Source organism: Enterobacter cloacae complex sp. P27C, assembly GCF_014895705.1.
Taxonomy (GTDB): domain Bacteria; phylum Pseudomonadota; class Gammaproteobacteria; order Enterobacterales; family Enterobacteriaceae; genus Enterobacter; species Enterobacter bugandensis.
This window is the reverse complement of the sequence record NZ_JADBQB010000018.1, coordinates 1-16,481: the sequence shown is the minus strand read 5'-3', so window position 1 is coordinate 16,481 and position 16,481 is coordinate 1. Positions and strand designations below refer to the sequence as shown.

Genomic DNA, 16,481 nt, shown 5'->3' with positions numbered 1-16,481 from the left:
TCTTCAATTCACTAACGGGATGCGTCGATAAAGCTCAATCATATCGCCCGCCAGATCCTGAATAACCATCGCGTTCATCAGGTGGTCCTGAGAATGAACGGTGATCAGGTTAACAGGCAGTTTCCCGGTCCCTTCGTCAAGTCCAATAAGCTGCGTCTGGATCGTATGCGCGTGCTTCACATATTCGCGGGATTCTTCCATCGCTTTTTCAGCTTCGTCAAACTCACCTTTACGCGCCATCTGCAGAGCCGTCAGGGCCGCACTGCGGGCCGCACCGGCGTTGACCAGCAGTTCCATGATTGTGGTTTCTAAGTCTTCCATTATGACTCCAGCAGTTTAAGCGCTTTTTCCAGTACGGCATCGCCTTTCATCATGCCGTAATCCATCATGTCGATCACCGCGACCTTTTTACCCAGCGGGTCGGCCTGTGCCTGCAGTTTAGCCTGCTCGTATTTGACCTGTGGCCCCAGTAATACGATGTCGGCCGTCGCGATATTGTCTTTAAACTCCGCAACCGGAACGGCTTTAATGGTGACTTCAACCCCTTTTTTCTGCGCGGCATCTTTCATACGTTGAACCAGCATGCTGGTTGACATTCCCGCTGCACAGCATAAAACGATGTTCTTCATAATCAGCCTCGATCTACATGTGTTTATTGATAATTATCCTGCGCAGAGAGCTTCAACAACCGCTTTACCGCGATTGTGTGTCAGGCATCACAAAGAAAGCGGCATTTTTCTGAAACCGGTTACAATTCTTCGAGTAAGAGAGAAAGTCAGCCGACGGCAGTGCGAACAATACGATTTTTTCCCTGCTTTTTAGCACTGTAGAGCGCGTTATCAACGCTACCTACAAATTGTTCCAGCGGTTCGAAGTGCCATTCACCCAGACCCGCGCTGAACGTGACGTGAAGATTGTCTTCCCGCCATACGCGTCTTTCAACGGCGGTGCGCCATGCGTCAAGCAATGAAAATGCGGCAGCGATCTGCTCGGCCTGGAAAATTACCGCGAACTCTTCACCACCATAGCGATAGACCGAGACGTGGTGGGGCTGCATTATCTGGATCCCCTCGCGCGCCACGTTACGCAGAACAATGTCGCCGCTCAGGTGTCCCCACGTGTCGTTAATTGACTTGAAGTTATCAATATCAACCAGCGCCATCGCGAAAGGCTGGTGGGCATTTAATAATTCCTCCACATCGTTATCGAACGCACGGCGGTTTTTGCAGCCGGTCAGCGCATCGTGAGTGGCCTGACGAACATACGCCATCTCACGCTCTTTATTGGACTGAATGGTGCGGCTCAGCATCGCTTCCAGACGCGGCGCCTGGCTCACATCGCCCGTTTTGATCGCATTGATAATGGTCATCAACACGGTACGCGAGGCATGACGCAGATAGAGGCCGAAGAGAATGATAATGATGGCCGCCAGCGCGAAACCCCAGCCTACGATTGTCGTTTCGTGTCGGGTGATATCGGTAAGCGTTGCGCCAGAGACCCTGTAGATGACAAACCAGTCTGGATTGGTAAATGAGTAGTAGTAATACCAGGCGTCGGTTTTCTTATCGTAAAGGTGGCCTTCGCCGCTGGTCATTTTATCCATCAGCGCTTCGCTGACGTACTGTTTGAAAAGCGCACCCGTATCAGGGTGCAGCACGACGGCGCCATCGCGTTCGACGACGAAGAATTCCCCCTGAACAGGGGCGACCATCTGACGCAGGGTGTAGCCCATTGACGTTAAGTCGAGATGAAACGCAATCGTACCTTTAAGTCGACCTTCTGGTGAAATTAACGGTTTATAGAGTGTGACCGTCGGATGACCGTTGAAGTAGTCCATATAGGGACGGGTGTAGTGGCTGAATATACTGGCTTCAGCATGGGCGACAAACCACGGACGCGTCCGGGGATCGAAGGTTTTACTCTTTTCCGTCTGGAGCACTTCCGGGGCGCGCAGATAATGTCCCTGCGTGTCTGCCAGCGAGATGGATGACACGGTCGGCATCAGGTTTTGCAAATGCATCATCATCTGCAGCCCTTGCGTCGGGTTGACGTTGAGGGTCTCGTTTAGCCTGTCATCGCGTGCAAAATACATCGCGGAGCGGCCCAGGATATAATCGTTTTCACGCAGGATTGACTCGGTGTAGTTCACCGCAAGGTTATGGGTGAAATTGCCATTAATCTTATGATAGTCCTCAAGGAAATCCTTTCGTTGTGAAAGAGTTACCACGACCGCGATCAGCGCAAAACTGCACAGAATCCCCGCGAAGCTGAGCATAATGGGTCGGGTGAAAGAGAGCTTTTTGCTGTGAAGTGCCATGAGTTGTACATCGATCCTGATGGTGAATATTTTTCGTCTGCCGATATCCTCTCAGCATAGTCGCTGTCCTGCGGTAAGCGGTGAATTATACGGAACACGATTTCAGGCGAGATGATTTATCTTAAGAATCACTAAGAAATTCCTTATCCTTATTTTTGCGCCCCTCTTATGCACGGAATCGGAGGCAGGGCGAAACGAGGAAGAAGCTTTTCGCCCTGGTCAGCATCCGTTGCTGACCTGATGACAATAAAAAACCGGACGATCGCTGACAATCATCCGGTTTTACCTTTCCGTGACGCCTCGATAATTTTCTACCGTGTTGCAGTGCGTTACATCGTCATTGCGAGGCTCTTCCCAGCCAGCTGTCCCAGTCTTTCCAGACAGGCTGTAAACCCTGTGCCGTCAGGGCGGCGGCAACGGCTTCCGGACGCCGTCCGTCATGCGGTGCAAACTGCTCAAGCTCCGGATGATCGTCTGCATACCCGCCCGGCTGCGTTTTGGAAAACGCGCTGACGTTGTTAATCGCCAGCGGGATGACGCGATCGCGAAACGCCGGAGATTCACGCGTTGAGAGCGATAACTCCACTTCCGGGGCGAGCAGGCGAAACGCGCAGATGGTCTGCACCAGCTGGCGTTCATCCATCAGCGAAGCCGGTTCAATGCCGCCTGCGCAGGGGCGCAGGCGTGGGAAGGAGATGGAGTATCGGGTCTGCCAGTAGTGCTGTTGCAGCCACAGCAGATGTTCTGCCACCATGTAGCAATCTACCCGCCAGCTATCGGAAAGCCCAATTAGCGCACCCAACCCGATTTTGTCGATCCCGGCGCGGCCCAGCCTGTCCGGGGTTTCCAGCCGGAAAAAGAAATCCTGCTTCTTCCCTTTCAGGTGATGCCGCGCGTACGTCGCCTCGTGGTAGGTTTCCTGATAGACCATCACGCCGTCCAGCCCGAGCGTTTTTAACTCCGCATACTCGTCCTGCGACAGGGGCTGAACCTCCATCTGCAACGACGCAAACTCCCGACGTATCGCAGGCAGATGCTGGCGGAAATAGTCCATTCCCACTTTCCCCTGATGCTCGCCCGTGACCAGCAGAAGATGTTCGAACCCCATTTCACGAATAGCAGCACACTCGCGTGCGATCTCCTCTTCATCGAGCGTTTTCCGCTTGATGCGGTTGCTCATGGAAAAACCACAGTAGGTACAGTCGTTGGCGCACAGGTTCGAAAGATAGAGCGGGACGTAGAAGCTCACCGTGTTGCCAAACCGCTGCCGGGTGAGGCGCTGGGCGCGCTGCGCCATTGGTTCAAGGTAGGCGCTGGCCGCCGGGGAGAGCAGGGCCATCAGATCCTCGCGGGTCAGCTGACGGGCGTGCAGCGCGCGCTCCACGTCAGCAGTCGTTTTGCTGTTGATGCGCAGGGCAATATCGTCCCAGTTAAGCTCGCGCCAGCGCTCGGTAAACGTGCTCATGAGAGCGCCTCCAGAAAACCGGTCAGCGGGCTGGTGGCCTGTGCCTGAAAACTGCGCGAGCCGGGGCCGGACTCTCTGGCCAGCACGCCAGCCTCCACGGCGAGACGAAACGCACGCGCCATTATGACCGGGTCGTCGGCCACCGCAATAGCGGTATTCACCAGCACCGCATCGGCCCCCATTTCCAGCGCCTGCGCGGCATGGCTGGGCACGCCGATCCCCGCATCCACCACCACCGGCACGGTCGCCTGCTCGATGATGATCTCCAGCATCGCGCGGGTTTCCAGCCCCTGATTGGAGCCAATGGGCGCCCCCAGCGGCATGACGGCGGCGCAGCCGACCTCTTCCAGACGCTTACACAGCACGGGATCCGCGCCGCAGTAAGGCAGAACGGTAAACCCCTGCTGCACCAGCTTTTCTGCGGCTTTCAGGGTCTCGATGGGGTCGGGCAGCAGCCAGCGGGCATCCGGGTGAATTTCCAGCTTCAGCCAGCGGGTGCCGAGCGCTTCCCGCGCCAGCTGTGCGGCGAAAATCGCCTCCTCGGCCGTTTTCGCGCCGGAGGTGTTGGGCAGCAGCGTCACGCCTGCCTCCAGTAGCGGCGCAAGTATGGCATCGTTGTGCTGGCGCAGATCCACGCGCTTCATCGCCAGCGTCACCAGCTGGCTGCCACTTTCACGAATAGCATCCACCATCAGCTGCGGCGAGGCGAATTTGCCGGTTCCGGTAAACAGATGTGAATCAAAGACTTTATCAGCAATACGTAACATCTCAGCCCCCTGCGATAACCTGAAACAGCAGGATCTGGTCGCCTTCATTGACCTGCTGAAGTTCCCACTGCTCGCGCGGCAGGATCTGTTGATTGAGCGCCAGCGCCGTTCCCGGCTTGAGCTGGCGCAATTTGTCGAGCAGGGCGGCAACGGTGAGACCGTCGTCGCACGTCATCGGCTCATCGTTAAACAGAATGCGCATCGTGGCCTCCGCATACCGGGCAGTGGCTGGCGCGGTGTAGTGCCAGATGGCGCCAGCCGCTGGAGCGGGCGTCGAACAGCCGGAGCGTGTTGCGTTCCGTCTCCATGCCGCTGAGCAGCTTGATAGCCTCCAGTGCCTGAAGGGTACCCATCACGCCCACCACCGGGCCAAGAATGCCTGCCGTGCGGCAGTTACGCTCCGGTTCAGCCTCGTCCGGCCACAGGCAGCGGTAACAGCCCTGCGCCCACGGCGGCGTAAGCACCATTATCTGCCCGCCGAACCCCACCGCGCTGGCGGTGATAAGCGGTGTATTCGTTGCCACGCAGGCGGCGTTAATCGCCTGGCGCGTCGCCATGTTGTCCGTGCAGTCCAGCACCGCGTCGGCAAGGGCAACTTCACGTTGCAGCTCGTCTCCGCTAAGCCGCGTCTGGAGCGCAATCAGTTCGATATCCGGATTAAGCTGGTTAAGTCGCTGCCGGGTGATCTGCGCTTTAGGCTGGTTAACATCTTCAGCCGTGAAGAGGATTTGCCGCTGCAGGTTGCTGAGGTGCACCTCGTCGTCATCGGCCAGCACCAGCGTGCCCACGCCCGCACCGGCCAGATACAGCGCGGCGGGGGCGCCTAATCCGCCCAGACCAACAATCAGTACCCGGCTGGCGAGCAGCTTTTGCTGCCCGTCAATGGCAATATCCTCCAGCAGGATCTGGCGGCTGTAGCGCATAAAATCGCGGTCATTCATCGCCCGCTCCTGCCAGCTGTAAAAGCTGCGCGGTGGCGGACCGCCAGTCTGCCGCCTGGGTGATAGCGCTGACGACGGCGATACTGCCGACGCCGGTCTCCAGCACCGCCGGGGCGCGTTCAAGGCTGATTCCACCGATGGCGACGGTCGGGTAATCGGCAAGGCGCTTAACGTGGCTCGCCAGCTGCGTCAGACCCTGCGGGGCAGAAGGCATCTGCTTGGTTTGCGTCGGGAAAACGTGACCGAGGGCGATGTAGGAGGGGCGGGCCGCCAGCGCCACGTCGATTTCCATATCATCGTGTGTTGAAACGCCCAGGCGCAGGCCAGCCTGGCGAATGGCGTTCAGATCGGTGGTTTCCAGATCCTCCTGACCCAAATGCACGCCGTACGCCCGGTGCTTAACGGCCAGCCGCCAGTAGTCGTTGATAAACAGGCGGGCATTGTAGCGATGCCCCAGCGCGATGGCGGCGACGACGTCGGCCTCCACCTCTTCATCACGCTTATCTTTGATGCGCAGCTGGAGGGTGCAAACGCCGGCCTCCAGCAGGCGGGCGATCCACTCCACGCTGTCCACCACCGGGTAAAGTCCTAAGCGAAAGGGCACGGAGGGGAAATCGGGCTTGTACATTACGCCTCCTCTTTTTTGAGGTAAATTTCGCCGCCTCTGGCGCGGAAGGTTTCCGACATGTCCGCCATACCGACTTCAATGGTCTGCGCGGCGGCGTAATCCCGCACCTCCTGGCTGATTTTCATCGAGCAGAATTTTGGCCCGCACATGGAGCAGAAGTGCGCCACCTTGCCCGACTCCTGGGGCAGGGTTTCGTCGTGGTAGGCGCGGGCGGTAAACGGATCCAGCGCCAGGTTGAACTGGTCTTCCCAGCGGAATTCAAAGCGCGCTTTGGACATTGCGTTATCGCGGATTTGCGCGCCCGGATGGCCTTTCGCCAGATCCGCCGCGTGGGCGGCAATTTTATAGGTAATCAGTCCCTGCTTTACGTCCTCTTTGTTGGGCAGGCCGAGATGCTCTTTCGGCGTCACGTAGCAGAGCATGGCGCAGCCAAACCAGCCGATCATCGCCGCGCCAATCCCGGAGGTGAAGTGGTCGTAGCCCGGTGCGATATCTGTGGTCAATGGCCCCAGAGTGTAGAACGGCGCTTCGTGGCAGTGCTCCAGCTCCTCGGTCATGTTGCGGCGTATCATCTGCATCGGCACGTGGCCCGGGCCTTCAATCATCACCTGCACGTCATACTCCCAGGCGATTTTGGTCAGCTCGCCCAGGGTGTGCAGCTCGGCAAACTGCGCTTCGTCGTTGGCATCGCGGATGGAGCCAGGACGCAGGCCGTCGCCCAGCGACAGGGAGACGTCGTACGCGGCGCAGATTTCGCAGATCTCGCGGAAGTGCTCGTAGAGGAAGTTTTCCTGATGATGGGACAGGCACCACTTCGCCATGATGGAGCCACCGCGTGAGACGATGCCGGTCAGACGTTTCGCCGTCATAGGCACGTAGCGCAGCAGCACGCCCGCGTGAATGGTGAAGTAGTCCACGCCCTGTTCCGCCTGCTCCAGCAGCGTGTCGCGAAACGCTTCCCAGGTGAGGTTTTCAGCAATGCCGTTGACCTTCTCCAGCGCCTGATAAATCGGGACGGTGCCAATCGGCACCGGGCTGTTACGCAGGATCCACTCGCGGGTTTCGTGGATGTAGCGGCCAGTGGAGAGGTCCATCACCGTGTCCGCACCCCAGCGCGTGGACCAGACCAGCTTTTCCACCTCTTCTTCGATGGACGAGGTGACGGCAGAGTTGCCGATGTTGGCGTTGACCTTCACCAGGAAGTTGCGGCCGATAATCATCGGCTCCGATTCCGGGTGGTTGATGTTGGCGGGGATAATCGCGCGCCCGGCGGCCACTTCGTCACGCACAAACTCCGGCGTGATGTTCTCCGGCAGGCGAGCGCCAAAGCCTTCACCCGGATGCTGGTGGCGCAATATTTCGCTGCGGATGCGCTCGCGGCCCATGTTTTCGCGGATGGCGATGAACTCCATCTCCGGCGTGACGATACCCTGGCGCGCGTAGTGCAGCTGGGTGACGCACTTGCCCGCTCTGGCGCGTTTTGGCGTCAGCAGGCCGGTAAAGCGCAGCTCGTCCAGGCCGTCGTCGGCCAGGCGTTCTTTGGTGTACGCAGAACTGCGTACGCTCAGTTCTTCGCAGTCGTTACGCGCCTCAATCCACGGCTGGCGCAGCTTTGCCAGACCTTGCTGCACGTTGATAGCAACATCAGGATCGCCGTACGGGCCGGAGGTGTCGTATACCGGCACGGCTTCGTTGTCTTCATACTGGGGGTTCTCTTTGCTGCCGCCGATAAGCGTCGGGCTGAGCTGGATTTCGCGCATCGGCACGCGGATATCGGCCTGTGAACCGGTGATGTAGATGCGTTTCGAGTTCGGGAAAGCGGTGCCTTCCAGGGTGTCGATGAAGTGTTGGGCCTGTGCACGCTGTTCGCGGCGGGTCAGTTTTGTTGTAGACATAGCTCATTCCAGAAGTGAAGGACATGGCTTGTCAGACGACGGATGAAGCAAGAGGAGATCGCCACAGGGGCGATACAACAGCAGCGTGACTCTTGTTCCCTTCGCAGGTATTAACCTGATCAGGTTCCGCGGATCCCGAATTAACGGTCTCAGCCCGTGCTTACACACTGGGCACTCCGACAAGAAAAATCCCCCTCCGCAGAGGGGCGACTGGTTGTAAATTACTCGTTAACGGTTAAGAACTCAAGCAGGGCGCGCAACGTTATCGCTGCTGCTGATATTCAGGTTGTTATCCAGTACGAGGGCGATGAGCTTATCTTCCAGCGTGAATCGCTCTTCCAGCGCTTCGCCCAGGTCCGAAAGCGCCTGCTGGAACTCAAGATAGTTATCGTGATCGATGGCGTTCTCGAGCGTGGAATCGTAATAGTCCATGATCTGCTGGGTATTGGCTTCCAGCTGCGGACAGAGTTTGCTGGCCGCTAAATACGGCGTTGTCCCTTCCATTTCGCGGATAATGCGTTCATAAATGTTGAAATGGCCGTCGGACAGGTAGTCGACAAGGCTCTGACAAAAATCATCCAGCGCTTTTTCGTTCAGCCGCATAAAGGATTCTTTGCCAGGCTTAAGACCGACCAGATTGTAATACGCCACAAGGAGATGCTTGCGCACATGTAGCCAGCGATCCACCAGGGTGTTACTTCCTCCAACGCGCTCAGTCAGGCTTTCCAGCTGGTTTAACATGGTCGACTCCATAAGGTTTAGAATGGGATCTGCTTATCCAAAATGTAACCACAATGCTAACAACATGTCAGTGAAGCGAAGGTAGTGCAATAGATATGGATCGTATTATTGAAAAATCAGATCTGGGTTGGTGGATCGTCAGCCACGAACAAAAATTATGGCTGCCCTCAGGAGAGTTGCCCTACGGTGCCGCGGAAACGTTCGATCTGGTGGGCCAGCCCGCGCTGAAGATTGGCGAATGGCAGGGCGATCCCGTGTGGTTGATCCAACAGGCGCGCCGTCAGGATATGGGATCCGTACGTCAGGTGTTAGATCTGGACGTCGGCCTGTTCCAGCTGGCGGGGCGCGGCGTGCAGCTGGCGGAGTTTTACCGTTCGCACAAATATTGCGGTTACTGCGGCCACACCATGCACCCAAGCAAAACCGAATGGGCGCTGCTCTGCGGCCACTGCCGTGAACGCTACTACCCGCAAATCGCGCCGTGCATCATCGTTGCCATCCGCCGTGATGATTCCATCCTGCTGGCGCAACATACCCGTCATCGCAACGGCATTCACACCGTCCTCGCCGGGTTCGTCGAAGTAGGCGAAACGCTGGAGCAGGCGGTGGCGCGCGAGGTGATGGAGGAGAGCAGCATCAAGGTGAAGAACCTGCGCTACGTGACCTCCCAGCCGTGGCCGTTCCCGATGTCTCTGATGACCGCGTTTATGGCGGAATATGACAGCGGCGAGATTGTTATCGACCAGAAAGAGCTGCTGGAGGCGAACTGGTACCGCTACGACAATTTACCGCTGTTACCCCCTCCGGGAACGGTGGCGCGTCGCCTGATAGAAGATACCGTGGCAATGTGTCGGGCCGAGTATGAGTAGTGTTACACTGACGGACTGACGCAATAAGGAACTGCAAAATGACCGAACTGAAGAACGATCGTTATCTGCGTGCGCTGCTGCGCCAGCCCGTTGATGTCACCCCGGTGTGGATGATGCGCCAGGCGGGACGCTATCTGCCAGAGTACAAAGCCACGCGCGCGCAGGCGGGCGATTTTATGTCGCTGTGCAAAAACGCCGAGCTGGCCTGTGAGGTGACGCTCCAGCCGCTGCGCCGCTTCCCGCTGGATGCCGCCATTCTCTTTTCGGACATTCTTACCATTCCGGACGCGATGGGCCTGGGGCTCTATTTCGAAACCGGCGAGGGCCCGCGCTTTACCTCGCCGATCAAAAGCAAAGCTGACGTCGATAAGCTGCCGATCCCCGATCCGGAAGGCGAGCTGGGCTACGTGATGAACGCCGTGCGCACCATTCGCCGCGAGCTGAATGGCGAAGTGCCGCTGATTGGCTTCTCTGGCAGCCCGTGGACGCTGGCCACCTACATGGTTGAAGGCGGCAGCAGCAAAGCCTTCACTATGATTAAAAAGATGATGTACGCCGAACCGCTGGCGCTGCATGCGCTGCTCGACAAGCTGGCAAAGAGCGTTACGCTCTACCTCAATGCGCAGATTAAAGCGGGTGCGCAGTCGGTGATGATTTTCGACACCTGGGGCGGCGTGCTGACCGGGCGCGATTATCAGCAGTTCTCCCTGTACTACATGCACAAAATCGTCGATGGCCTGCTGCGTGAATACGACGGTCGCCGCGTGCCGGTGACGCTGTTCACGAAAGGCGGCGGCCAATGGCTGGAAGCGATGGCGGCCACCGGCTGCGACGCGCTGGGCCTCGACTGGACCACCGATATTGCCGATGCGCGCCGTCGCGTGGGCGACAAAGTGGCGCTACAGGGCAACATGGATCCGTCCATGCTCTATGCTCAGCCTGCCCGCATCGAAGAGGAAGTGTCGACTATACTGTCTGGTTTCGGCCAGGGTGAAGGCCACGTCTTTAACCTCGGCCACGGCATTCATCAGGATGTGCCGCCTGAACACGCAGGCGTATTTGTGGAGGCGGTGCATCGGCTTTCTGCCCAGTATCACAAGTAAGGAGTGGTTATGGATCTCGCGTCGCTACGCGCTCAGCAAATCGAACTGGCTTCATCGGTGATCCACGAGGATCGTCTGGATAAAGATCCCCCGCAGTACATTGGCGGGGCGGACGTCGGGTTTGAGCAGGGCGGGGAAGTGACGCGGGCGGCGATGGTGGTGCTGAAATACCCGTCGCTGGAGCTGGTGGAGTACAAGGTGGCGCGTATCGCCACCACCATGCCCTATATTCCCGGCTTTCTCTCCTTCCGCGAATACCCCGCGCTGCTGGCCGCGTGGGAGCAACTCTCGCAAAAACCTGACCTCCTGTTTGTTGACGGGCACGGTATCTCCCATCCGCGTCGCTTAGGCGTCGCCAGCCACTTTGGTCTGCTGGTGGACGTGCCGACCATCGGCGTGGCGAAAAAACGCCTGTGCGGCGCGTTTGAGCCGCTTTCTGCCGAACCGGGCGCGCTGGCGCCGCTTATCCATAAAGGCGAGCAGTTGGCGTGGGTCTGGCGCAGTAAAGCGCGCTGTAATCCGCTGTTTATCGCCACCGGGCATCGGGTGAGCATGGACAGCGCGCTGGCGTGGGTGCAGCGCTGCATGAAGGGCTACCGGTTACCGGAGCCAACCCGCTGGGCTGACGCCGTTGCCTCTTCACGTCCGGCATTCATTCGTTGGCAGGAAATTCAGCCGTGATTCAGGTAAACTGCGGCTAATTTTCGATTCGAGACATCATCATGTTACAAAACCCGATTCATCTGCGCCTTGAGAAGCTGGAAAGCTGGCAGCACGTGACGTTTATGGCTTGCCTGTGCGAGCGCATGTATCCCAACTATGCCGCGTTCTGTAAGCAAACGGAGTTTGGCGAAGGCCAGATTTATCGACGTATCCTGGATTTGATCTGGGAGACGCTGACGGTGAAAGACGCAAAGGTGAACTTCGATTCACAGCTCGAAAAGCTGGAAGAGGCGATCCCGGCGGCGGACGATTACGACCTGTACGGCGTTTATCCGGCTATCGACGCCTGCGTGGCGTTGAGCGAGCTGATCCACTCCCGTCTGAGCGGTGAAACGCTGGAGCACGCCATTGAAGTCAGTAAGGCATCCATCACGACCGTCGCGATGCTGGAAATGACGCAGGAAGGCCGTGAAATGACCGACGAAGAGCTGCGTGCTAACCCGGCGGTTGAACAGGAATGGGACATTCAGTGGGAGATTTTCCGCCTGCTGGCAGAGTGTGAAGAGCGTGATATTGAGCTGATCAAAGGGCTGCGCGCGGACCTGCGTGAGGCCGGCGAGAGCAATATTGGTATAATTTTTAACCAATGAGACAACAAAACGTGATTTAACGCCTGTTTTGTCGCACCTCGACTCTTCCCTTCTGCCCCCCGTCTGGTCTACATTTGGGGGGCGAAAAAAAGTGGCTATCGGTGCGTGTATGCAGGAGAGTGCTTTTTTGGCATTTTCGTCGCACTCGATGCTTAGCAAGCGATAAACACATTGAAAGGATAACTTATGAACAAGACTCAACTGATTGATGTAATTGCGGACAAGGCTGATCTGTCTAAAGTGCAGGCTAAAGCTGCTCTGGAATCTACCCTGGCTGCTATTACTGAGTCTCTGAAAGAAGGCGATGCTGTACAACTGGTTGGTTTCGGTACCTTCAAAGTGAACCACCGCGCTGAGCGTACTGGCCGCAACCCGCAGACCGGTAAAGAAATCAAAATCGCCGCAGCTAACGTGCCGGCATTTGTTTCTGGTAAAGCACTGAAAGACGCAGTTAAGTAAGACGCGTGGCAGTGAACAGTTTTAACGAAGGGGCGGCAACGCCCCTTTTGTCATTCTGGCGTGGCACGCTCGCGCTGGCAGGCATACTGTTGCTGTCTGCCTGTAGCCATGACTCCTCACTCCCCCCGTTTACCGCCAGCGGCTACGCTGACAACCAGGGCGCGGTCAGGATCTGGCGCAAAGATTCCAGCGATGAAGTCCATATGCTTACCGCGTTCAGCCCGTGGCATAACGGCAACACCTCGACCGCAGAGTACCGCTGGCAGGGCGATGCGCTGTCGCTGATTGAACTGAACATCTACAGCAAGACCCCAGAACACGTGAAGGTGCGTTTCGACGACCACGGCGAGCTGAGCTTTATGCAGCATGAAGTTAGCGGATTGAAACAGCAGCTTTCCAGCGATCAGGTCGCCCTTTACCGCTACCGCGCCGAACAGCTCCGTCAGACCAGCGACGCGCTGCGTCAGGGCCGCGTGGTACTGCGCCAGGGGCGCTGGCATGCCGATGGCACGGTGACCACCTGCGAAGGGCAGACCGTAAAGCCTGAGCTTGAATCCTGGGCAACCGAACACATTCAGCGCCGTCAGCGGCATTCGTCTATGGAAGTGAGCGTGGCGTGGCTTGAGGCGCCGGAAGGCTCTCAGCTGCTGCTGGTGGCGAACGAAGACTTCTGCACCTGGCAGCCGACAGAGAAAAGTTTTTGATTTAAGTTCCCTCTCCCTTGAGGGAGAGGGTTAGGGTGAGGGGAAATTACTCCCCCCGCTCCCGCGCAATAGCACGATAACCGATATCCTGACGGCTGAAGCTGCCGTTCCAGTGAATATCCGCCATCAGCGCATAGGCGCGTTTCTGCGCTTCTGCCACGGTCTGGCCCAGCGCGGTCGCACACAGCACGCGGCCGCCGTTGGTGAGCACGCGGTCATCGTCAGCCAGCTTCGTACCGGCGTGGAACACCTTCGCGCCGTCAATCTCTTCCAGCGGCAGGCCGTGGATCTCATCTCCGGTGCTGTAGTTCCCCGGATAGCCACCCGCAGCAATCACCACGCCCAGAGACGCACGCTCGTCCCACTCTGAGGTTTTCTCGTCCAGCTTGCCTTCGCAGGCCGCCAGACACAGATCCACCAGGTCGGATTTCATGCGCAGCATGATGGGCTGGGTTTCCGGATCGCCGAAGCGGCAGTTGAATTCAATCACCTTCGGGTTACCCTGCTTGTCAATCATCAGGCCCGCGTAGAGGAAACCGGTGTAGGTATTGCCTTCCGCCGCCATGCCCTTCACGGTAGGCCAGATGATGCGGTCCATGGTGCGCTGATGCACCTCATCGGTAACAACGGGAGCAGGGGAGTAAGCGCCCATCCCGCCGGTGTTGGGGCCGGTATCGCCATTGCCAACGCGCTTGTGATCCTGGCTGGTGGCCATCGGCAGAACGTGCTCGCCGTCGACCATCACGATAAAGCTCGCCTCTTCGCCGTCGAGGAACTCTTCGATCACGATTCGGTGGCCCGCGTCGCCAAAAGCGTTGCCTGCCAGCATATCCTGAACGGCCGCTTCGGCTTCTTCGAGCGTCATCGCCACGATAACGCCTTTCCCGGCGGCCAGACCGTCGGCTTTGATGACAATCGGCGCGCCTTTTTCACGTAACCAGGCCAGAGCAGGCTCCACTTCGGTGAAGTTCTGATATTCCGCCGTCGGGATGTTATGACGCGCAAGGAAATCTTTGGTGAAGGCTTTGGAGCCTTCCAGCTGTGCGGCACCTTCCGTTGGGCCGAAGATTTTCAGGCCCGCAGCGCGGAAGGCGTCAACCACGCCAATTACCAGCGGCGCTTCCGGGCCGACGATGGTCAGATCGATGTTCTCGGTCTGGGCAAAGCTCAGCAGCGCCGGGATATCGGTCACGCCGATAGCCACGTTCTGCAGCGCGGGTTCCAGTGCGGTACCGGCGTTACCCGGTGCCACGAAGACGGTTTTAACCTGCGGAGACTGCGCCGCTTTCCACGCCAGAGCGTGCTCGCGCCCGCCGTTACCAATCACTAATACTTTCATTTTCTGCTCCGGGAATTAATGGCGGAAGTGGCGCATGTCGGTGAAGATCATTGCGATGCCGTGTTCGTCGGCAGCGGCAATCACCTCGTCGTCGCGGATAGAGCCGCCAGGCTGGATCACACAGGTGATGCCCACCGCAGCCGCAGCATCGATACCGTCACGGAACGGGAAGAAGGCGTCAGAGGCCATGGCGGAGCCTTTCACTTCCAGGCCTTCGTCGCCTGCTTTGATACCGGCAATTTTCGCAGAGTAAACGCGGCTCATCTGGCCTGCGCCTATCCCGATGGTCATGTTCTCTTTTGCGTAGACAATGGCGTTAGACTTCACGAACTTCGCCACTTTCCAGCAGAACAGCGCGTCGCGCAGCTCCTGTTCGGTCGGCTGACGTTTGGTCACCACGCGCAGGTCGGCTTCTGTCACCATACCCAAATCGCGATCCTGAACCAGCAGACCGCCATTCACGCGCTTGAAGTCCAGGCCCGGCACGCGCTCCGCCCACTGGCCGCAAACCAGTACGCGCACGTTCTGTTTCGCCGAGGTGATTTTCAGCGCTTCTTCGGACGCGGACGGCGCGATGATCACTTCGACAAACTGGCGGGAGATAATGGCCTGCGCGGTCTCGGCATCCAGCTCGCGGTTGAAGGCAATAATGCCGCCGAATGCGGAGGTCGGGTCGGTTTTGTAGGCGCGATCGTAGGCATCCAGAATAGAGGTGCTTACCGCAACGCCGCACGGGTTGGCGTGCTTGACGATAACGCAGGCCGGCTCGCTGAACTCTTTCACGCATTCCAGTGCGGCGTCGGTGTCGGCAATGTTGTTATAGGAAAGGGCTTTGCCCTGAACCTGCTGTGCGGTCGCAACGGAGGCTTCCTTGACCTCTTCTTCTATATAGAAGGCAGCCTGCTGGTGGCTGTTCTCACCGTAACGCATATCCTGCTTCTTAATGAAGTTCAGGTTCAGGGTGCGCGGGAAGCGGCCAGAAGGATCTTTGCTTTCACCGTGGTAGGCAGGAACCAGGCTACCGAAGTAGTTGGCAATCATGCTGTCGTACGCGGCGGTGTGTTCGAACGCCTTAATCGCAAGGTCGAAGCGGGTTTCGAGAGTGAGGGAGCCGTCGTTAGCATCCATCTCATTAATAATGGCGCTGTAGTCGCTGCTCTTCACCACGATGGCCACATCTTTATGGTTCTTCGCCGCGGAGCGCACCATGGTTGGGCCGCCAATATCAATATTCTCAACCGCATCTTCCAGAGAGCAGCCTTCGCGGGCGACGGTCTGGGCAAACGGGTAGAGGTTAACAACAACCATATCGATAGGCGCGATATCATGCTGTTCCATAATGCCGTCGTCCTGACCGCGACGGCCCAGAATGCCGCCGTGCACTTTCGGATGCAGGGTTTTGACGCGTCCATCCATCATTTCCGGGAAACCGGTGTAGTCGGACACTTCGGTTACCGGCAGACCTTTATCTGCTAACAGGCGAGCGGTACCGCCTGTAGAAAGTAGCTCTACACCACGTGCGGAAAGTGCCTGAGCGAATTCGACGATACCGGCTTTATCAGAAACACTGAGCAGAGCGCGGCGGACTGGACGACGTTGTTGCATGGTAAATCCCCTGGATTTCACGATTACAGAGAGCGTTAGATGAATTTTCCAGCGAAAAACTCATCTAACACACCTGACGAGGCCTCCTTGTTAAGCGCGAGCATTTTAACGAAAACGTTTGCGCAACGCTCGCATATTTTCACTTTTTCGAAGCGCTGTGGATAACTCTGTGTGTAAAAGGGTATAAGGCGGGGTTTTGCTGGGGAATGCAGCAGTCAGTCATTTTTCTGTCATTTAGCGGTTGCGGGCTGCGGAGAACTCCCTATAATGCGCCTCCATCGACACGGCGGATGTGAATCACTTCACAGTTAACCCGGTCGGTTGAAGAGAAAAAA

Annotated in this window: 18 protein-coding genes and 1 riboswitch; of the genes, 6 read left to right on the top strand and 12 right to left on the bottom strand. The window is 57.7% G+C overall.

The window, feature by feature from the left end:
• Positions 1–3 precede the first annotated feature (3 nt).
• The 10 genes from IM291_RS21545 to IM291_RS21500 all read right to left on the bottom strand — a co-directional run bounded on the left by IM291_RS21545 (position 4) and on the right by IM291_RS21500 (position 8,754).
• The gene (locus IM291_RS21545; RefSeq protein ID WP_008503455.1) at positions 4–321 is read right to left on the bottom strand and encodes a PTS lactose/cellobiose transporter subunit IIA; all 318 of its coding nucleotides are present in this window, start codon (positions 319–321) and stop codon (positions 4–6) included.
• The gene (locus IM291_RS21540) at positions 321–629 is read right to left on the bottom strand and encodes a PTS sugar transporter subunit IIB (RefSeq protein ID WP_010425948.1); all 309 of its coding nucleotides are present in this window, start codon (positions 627–629) and stop codon (positions 321–323) included. The genes IM291_RS21545 and IM291_RS21540 overlap by 1 nt, the downstream gene beginning before the upstream one ends.
• A gap of 146 nt (positions 630–775) precedes the next feature.
• Positions 776–2,317 (bottom strand): sensor domain-containing diguanylate cyclase, encoded by a 1,542-nt coding sequence (locus tag IM291_RS21535; protein ID WP_192987623.1) that lies wholly within the window; start codon positions 2,315–2,317, stop codon positions 776–778.
• Positions 2,318–2,654: 337 nt separating this feature from the next.
• A complete protein-coding gene (thiH, locus tag IM291_RS21530; RefSeq protein WP_063155687.1) occupies positions 2,655–3,782 on the bottom strand; it encodes a 2-iminoacetate synthase ThiH in 1,128 nt (375 codons plus the stop codon).
• Positions 3,779–4,549, bottom strand: coding sequence for a thiazole synthase (gene thiG, locus IM291_RS21525; RefSeq protein WP_192987622.1), 771 nt, complete (start codon positions 4,547–4,549; stop codon positions 3,779–3,781). Before thiG ends, thiH begins: the two co-directional genes overlap by 4 nt.
• 1 nt (position 4,550) lies before the next feature.
• A complete protein-coding gene (gene thiS, locus IM291_RS21520; RefSeq protein ID WP_028015101.1) occupies positions 4,551–4,751 on the bottom strand; it encodes a sulfur carrier protein ThiS in 201 nt (66 codons plus the stop codon).
• Positions 4,735–5,490: a HesA/MoeB/ThiF family protein gene (locus IM291_RS21515; protein WP_192987621.1), complete on the bottom strand. Its 756-nt coding sequence runs from the start codon at positions 5,488–5,490 to the stop codon at positions 4,735–4,737. The genes thiS and IM291_RS21515 overlap by 17 nt, the downstream gene beginning before the upstream one ends.
• Positions 5,483–6,118 (bottom strand): thiamine phosphate synthase, encoded by a 636-nt coding sequence (gene thiE, locus IM291_RS21510; RefSeq protein WP_192987620.1) that lies wholly within the window; start codon positions 6,116–6,118, stop codon positions 5,483–5,485. The genes IM291_RS21515 and thiE overlap by 8 nt, the downstream gene beginning before the upstream one ends.
• Positions 6,118–8,013 carry a phosphomethylpyrimidine synthase ThiC gene (gene thiC / locus IM291_RS21505; protein ID WP_041911590.1) on the bottom strand — a complete coding sequence of 632 codons (1,896 nt, stop codon included), beginning with the start codon at positions 8,011–8,013 and terminating at the stop codon, positions 6,118–6,120. Before thiC ends, thiE begins: the two co-directional genes overlap by 1 nt.
• Before the next feature lie 79 nt (positions 8,014–8,092).
• Positions 8,093–8,202, bottom strand: a riboswitch (TPP riboswitch).
• A gap of 54 nt (positions 8,203–8,256) precedes the next feature.
• Complete coding sequence (locus tag IM291_RS21500) at positions 8,257–8,754, bottom strand: Rsd/AlgQ family anti-sigma factor (protein WP_028015105.1); 498 nt, start codon at positions 8,752–8,754, stop codon at positions 8,257–8,259.
• A 95-nt stretch (positions 8,755–8,849) separates the two neighbouring features.
• Here IM291_RS21500 and nudC point away from each other — a divergent pair, with 95 nt between their 5' ends.
• The 6 genes from nudC (at position 8,850) to IM291_RS21470 (ending at position 13,202) form a co-directional block, all read left to right on the top strand.
• Entirely contained in the window at positions 8,850–9,623 is a 774-nt protein-coding gene (gene nudC / locus IM291_RS21495; RefSeq protein ID WP_045630297.1) for an NAD(+) diphosphatase, read from the top strand.
• Positions 9,624–9,661: 38 nt separating this feature from the next.
• Complete coding sequence (gene hemE / locus IM291_RS21490) at positions 9,662–10,726, top strand: uroporphyrinogen decarboxylase (RefSeq protein WP_192987618.1); 1,065 nt, start codon at positions 9,662–9,664, stop codon at positions 10,724–10,726.
• Positions 10,727–10,735: 9 nt separating this feature from the next.
• Positions 10,736–11,407, top strand: a complete 672-nt coding sequence (gene nfi, locus IM291_RS21485; protein ID WP_192987616.1) for a deoxyribonuclease V — start codon at positions 10,736–10,738, stop codon at positions 11,405–11,407.
• A gap of 41 nt (positions 11,408–11,448) precedes the next feature.
• Positions 11,449–12,039, top strand: coding sequence for a YjaG family protein (locus tag IM291_RS21480; protein ID WP_022646712.1), 591 nt, complete (start codon positions 11,449–11,451; stop codon positions 12,037–12,039).
• Positions 12,040–12,225: 186 nt separating this feature from the next.
• Positions 12,226–12,498: a nucleoid-associated protein HU-alpha gene (hupA, locus tag IM291_RS21475; RefSeq protein WP_002445246.1), complete on the top strand. Its 273-nt coding sequence runs from the start codon at positions 12,226–12,228 to the stop codon at positions 12,496–12,498.
• An 11-nt stretch (positions 12,499–12,509) separates the two neighbouring features.
• The gene (locus IM291_RS21470) at positions 12,510–13,202 is read left to right on the top strand and encodes a DUF1481 domain-containing protein (protein ID WP_048999978.1); all 693 of its coding nucleotides are present in this window, start codon (positions 12,510–12,512) and stop codon (positions 13,200–13,202) included.
• A 46-nt stretch (positions 13,203–13,248) separates the two neighbouring features.
• On the opposite strand, the gene purD is transcribed toward IM291_RS21470, so the two are convergent.
• Positions 13,249–14,541, bottom strand: coding sequence for a phosphoribosylamine--glycine ligase (gene purD, locus IM291_RS21465; RefSeq protein WP_048999979.1), 1,293 nt, complete (start codon positions 14,539–14,541; stop codon positions 13,249–13,251).
• 15 nt (positions 14,542–14,556) lie between these two features.
• A complete protein-coding gene (gene purH / locus IM291_RS21460; RefSeq protein WP_028015111.1) occupies positions 14,557–16,146 on the bottom strand; it encodes a bifunctional phosphoribosylaminoimidazolecarboxamide formyltransferase/IMP cyclohydrolase in 1,590 nt (529 codons plus the stop codon).
• Positions 16,147–16,481 lie beyond the last annotated feature (335 nt).

What these genes read in the sequence shown, in the direction of transcription:
- IM291_RS21545 (WP_008503455.1), bottom strand. Translation starts at nt 321, where the DNA reads ATGGAAGACTTAGAAACCACAATCATGGAACTGCTGGTCAACGCCGGT.
- IM291_RS21540 (WP_010425948.1), bottom strand. Translation starts at nt 629, where the DNA reads ATGAAGAACATCGTTTTATGCTGTGCAGCGGGAATGTCAACCAGCATG.
- IM291_RS21535 (WP_192987623.1), bottom strand. Translation starts at nt 2,317, where the DNA reads ATGGCACTTCACAGCAAAAAGCTCTCTTTCACCCGACCCATTATGCTC.
- thiH (WP_063155687.1), bottom strand. Translation starts at nt 3,782, where the DNA reads ATGAGCACGTTTACCGAGCGCTGGCGCGAGCTTAACTGGGACGATATT.
- thiG (WP_192987622.1), bottom strand. Translation starts at nt 4,549, where the DNA reads ATGTTACGTATTGCTGATAAAGTCTTTGATTCACATCTGTTTACCGGA.
- thiS (WP_028015101.1), bottom strand. Translation starts at nt 4,751, where the DNA reads ATGCGCATTCTGTTTAACGATGAGCCGATGACGTGCGACGACGGTCTC.
- IM291_RS21515 (WP_192987621.1), bottom strand. Translation starts at nt 5,490, where the DNA reads ATGAATGACCGCGATTTTATGCGCTACAGCCGCCAGATCCTGCTGGAG.
- thiE (WP_192987620.1), bottom strand. Translation starts at nt 6,118, where the DNA reads ATGTACAAGCCCGATTTCCCCTCCGTGCCCTTTCGCTTAGGACTTTAC.
- thiC (WP_041911590.1), bottom strand. Translation starts at nt 8,013, where the DNA reads ATGTCTACAACAAAACTGACCCGCCGCGAACAGCGTGCACAGGCCCAA.
- IM291_RS21500 (WP_028015105.1), bottom strand. Translation starts at nt 8,754, where the DNA reads ATGTTAAACCAGCTGGAAAGCCTGACTGAGCGCGTTGGAGGAAGTAAC.
- nudC (WP_045630297.1), top strand. Translation starts at nt 8,850, where the DNA reads ATGGATCGTATTATTGAAAAATCAGATCTGGGTTGGTGGATCGTCAGC.
- hemE (WP_192987618.1), top strand. Translation starts at nt 9,662, where the DNA reads ATGACCGAACTGAAGAACGATCGTTATCTGCGTGCGCTGCTGCGCCAG.
- nfi (WP_192987616.1), top strand. Translation starts at nt 10,736, where the DNA reads ATGGATCTCGCGTCGCTACGCGCTCAGCAAATCGAACTGGCTTCATCG.
- IM291_RS21480 (WP_022646712.1), top strand. Translation starts at nt 11,449, where the DNA reads ATGTTACAAAACCCGATTCATCTGCGCCTTGAGAAGCTGGAAAGCTGG.
- hupA (WP_002445246.1), top strand. Translation starts at nt 12,226, where the DNA reads ATGAACAAGACTCAACTGATTGATGTAATTGCGGACAAGGCTGATCTG.
- purD (WP_048999979.1), bottom strand. Translation starts at nt 14,541, where the DNA reads ATGAAAGTATTAGTGATTGGTAACGGCGGGCGCGAGCACGCTCTGGCG.
- purH (WP_028015111.1), bottom strand. Translation starts at nt 16,146, where the DNA reads ATGCAACAACGTCGTCCAGTCCGCCGCGCTCTGCTCAGTGTTTCTGAT.